We start from the raw sequence: 3,190 nt of genomic DNA, 5'->3' as shown, positions 1-3,190 counted from the left end.
CATATAAATAGTTCTGTATGTAGAGTTGGCACACCAATTGCATAAATAAAAAGTGAGAGATTTAGGAGAAAGGAGGAGTGCTATATATGAGGCACTGTGACGTTTTAATAATAGGCGGTGGAATTATAGGATGTTCTATCGCTTATTACACTTCAAAATACGGAAGAGACGTAACGATCATTGAAAAAGGAGAATTTGTCAGTGGAACGTCTTCACGGTGTGACGGGAATATTTTAGCGATTGATAAAGATCCAGGGTTTGATAGTCAAATGTCGTTAGTAAGTCAAAAATTAGTAACAGAACTAAGTGAAGAGCTGGAGCACTCATTTGAATATAGGGCACCAGGAAGCATTCTCGTTTGTGAATCAGACGAAGAGATGGAGGCAGCACAGCAATGGGTAAATCGTCAAAAAGAAGCTGGATTACCGTTTCGAATGCTTGATAGGCAAGATATAAAAGAAGAATCACCATTTTTTGCAGATGATTTATTGGGTGGTTTAGAATGCGCAACGGATTCAACTGTAAATCCATATCTTCTTGCTTTTTCACTTCTTGCAGAATCGAAGAAATTTGGTACAAAAACTTTTAATCATACAGAAGTAAAAGAAATGAAAAGAGATATAGATGGTTCCTTTATTGTAGAAACAACAAATGGGACGTTTACTGCGAAGCAAGTGGTGAACGCAGCCGGTGTGTGGGCTCCTAAAATCGGACAGATGTTAGATGTGAATATCCCAATTGAACCGAGAAAGGGACATATTATTGTAGCTTCAAGACAACAGCACGTAGGTTGCCGTAAAGTAATGGAATTTGGTTATTTGATTTCTAAATTTGGTGGAAAACGAAAAGTGGATGCTTTAACTGAAAAATATGGGGTAGCTCTTGTGTTTGAGCCAACAGAAAGTCAAAATTTTTTAATTGGTAGTAGTAGAGAATTTGTAGGATTTCATACGAGAATTAATAACGAGGTAATTAAATGTATTGCGAATAGAGCAATTCGTTTTTATCCGAAAATGGCGGATATGATGGTAATTCGTTCATATGCTGGATTACGTCCGTGGACAGAAGATCATTTGCCAATCATTTCAGGAGTGGAACATATTCCGAACTACTTTATAGCAGCAGGACATGAAGGTGATGGGATTAGTCTTGCAGCAGTAACCGGGAAAGTAATTGAAGAGTTATTAAATGACAAAGAAACAATCATTCCTATTGAACAACTTCGTTTGAGTCGTTTTACAGAAAGGGTGTTAAACGGATGAGGTCACAAAGAGTCTTTACGACGATTGATACACATACGGGCGGGAATCCAACGAGGACATTAATTAGCGGGCTTCCTAAGTTAATTGGCGAGACGATGGCAGAGAAGATGTTACATATGAAAAAGGAGTATGACTGGATTCGGAAATTGTTAATGAATGAGCCACGTGGTCATGATGTAATGTCAGGAGCGCTATTAACAGATCCGTGCCATCCTGAAGCTGATATAGGTATTATATACATAGAGACAGGTGGATACTTGCCGATGTGTGGCCACGATACAATTGGTGTATGTACAGCTTTAGTTGAATCAGGTTTAATTCCGGTAGTTGAACCGGTCACTTCTTTAAAGTTAGACACGCCAGCTGGCTTAGTTGAAGTAGATATTTCTGTTCAAGATGGGAAAGCGAAAGAAGTCTCCTTCTGTAACATACCCGCTTTTTTACTGAAAAATATTTCTGTACACGTCGAAGAAGTTGGAACTGTAGAGGCTGATATTGCGTATGGAGGGAATTTTTATGCCATTATCGATGCGAAGTCAGTAGGTCTAGAGTTAGTACCAGAAAACGCATCTACAATCATTGATAAGGCGATTCATATTAGAAATACAATTAATGAGAAGTTTGAAATCATTCATCCGCAGTATTCGTTTATAAGAGGATTAACACATGTTGAATTTTATACAGATCCTACTCATGAAAGTGCGCATGTGAAAAATACAGTTGTTGTTCCACCAGGGGGAATTGATCGATCTCCATGTGGTACAGGAACATCAGCGAAGTTAGCTGTATTATACGCTCATAAAAAAATCGACATTGATGAAGAATTCGTTCATGAGAGTATTGTAGGTTCTCTATTTAAAGGTTGTGTCATGAATACAACATATGTCGAAAATATTGAAGCTGTAGTAACGAAAATTACGGGATCCGCTTGGCTTATGGGTATGCATAGATTTTTTTACAATGAAAAGGATCCACTTAAAGAAGGATTTTTGCTAATTCCGCCGATGGAACATGAAACGGAGGATGTAAAATGAACATTCAAAAAATGTATACAGCAGTAGACGTACACGTAAATGGCGAGGCATTTCGTGTAATGAAAGACGTACCATGCAAATACTACTACAGTTTGGAGCAATTAAACGAACAATTTTCAGGTGAATTAGCAGAAGAAATGAAGCTTTTATTAAATGAACCACGTGGTTTTATCGGTTTAAATGGATGTATTGTCGTTCCTTCTATTCATAATGAAGTGGATGCAGCTGTATTGTTTTTTAATCATGAAGGATCTATACCTCTTCATTACGGAGGTATTGTCGCAGTAATAACGATGTTACTAGAAAGCGGGTATTTAAAAAAGAGAGAGTCTAATCAATACAAAATCGAAACGCTATCTGGAATATTTTCAGTGGATGCATATGTAGAGAATGATGAAGTTGTATCTGTTTCGTTTGAAAGCAAACTATGTTATATGATTGAGAAAAATTTAAAGGTTGGTAATATAAGTTACTCTCTCATACAGGCAGATAAAGTATATGCAGTTGTAGAAAAGGATACGTATTCGCCAGAAATCAGTATTGAAAACATCTCTAAATTAAAAAAATGGGGTGAAGCTACACTTCAATCTATACAAAAACAGTCATTAATAAAAAGACTTATTTTAGTAGATTCTATGCAAAAAGAAAAGAACCATATAAAGTCGATTACATTTCATGAAGATAACTTTATAGTACGTTCGCCGGGTTTTGTTTCTACTATTGTGTCTTATGTTCATACATTATTTAAAAATGATTATATAGCGGATAAACCTTTTAGAAATGAAAGTATTTTTAATAGCTTTATAACAGTAGAAAAAGTGAAGAAAGAAGAACTCGGATACATTTTTCGATTTGAAAGTAGAGGGTTTATTACAGGTATGCAAACATTTATAT

The 3,190-nt window shown here is 36.1% G+C and carries 3 protein-coding genes; all 3 read left to right on the top strand.

The genetic code is table 11. The annotated features are described in order from the left end of the window. The first annotated feature begins 86 nt into the window (after nt 1-86). Nucleotides 87-1,262, top strand: coding sequence for an NAD(P)/FAD-dependent oxidoreductase (locus AB3X48_RS19945; RefSeq protein WP_016105098.1), 1,176 nt, complete (start codon nt 87-89; stop codon nt 1,260-1,262). Beyond that, nucleotides 1,259-2,296: a proline racemase family protein gene (locus AB3X48_RS19940; protein WP_016105097.1), complete on the top strand. Its 1,038-nt coding sequence runs from the start codon at nt 1,259-1,261 to the stop codon at nt 2,294-2,296. Before AB3X48_RS19945 ends, AB3X48_RS19940 begins: the two co-directional genes overlap by 4 nt. Then, nucleotides 2,293-3,190 (top strand): proline racemase family protein (locus tag AB3X48_RS19935; RefSeq protein ID WP_367959849.1); only part of this gene is annotated, 898 nt, incomplete at its 3' end. The genes AB3X48_RS19940 and AB3X48_RS19935, both read left to right, overlap by 4 nt.

Source organism: Bacillus sp. S4 (genome assembly GCF_040838205.1).
GTDB lineage: Bacteria > Bacillota > Bacilli > Bacillales > Bacillaceae_G > Bacillus_A > Bacillus_A cereus_U.
Note: the sequence above shows the minus strand (reverse complement) of the source record. Positions and strands in the feature narration are given on the sequence as shown.

What these genes read in the sequence shown, in the direction of transcription:
- AB3X48_RS19940 (WP_016105097.1), top strand. Translation starts at nt 1,259, where the DNA reads ATGAGGTCACAAAGAGTCTTTACGACGATTGATACACATACGGGCGGG.
- AB3X48_RS19945 (WP_016105098.1), top strand. Translation starts at nt 87, where the DNA reads ATGAGGCACTGTGACGTTTTAATAATAGGCGGTGGAATTATAGGATGT.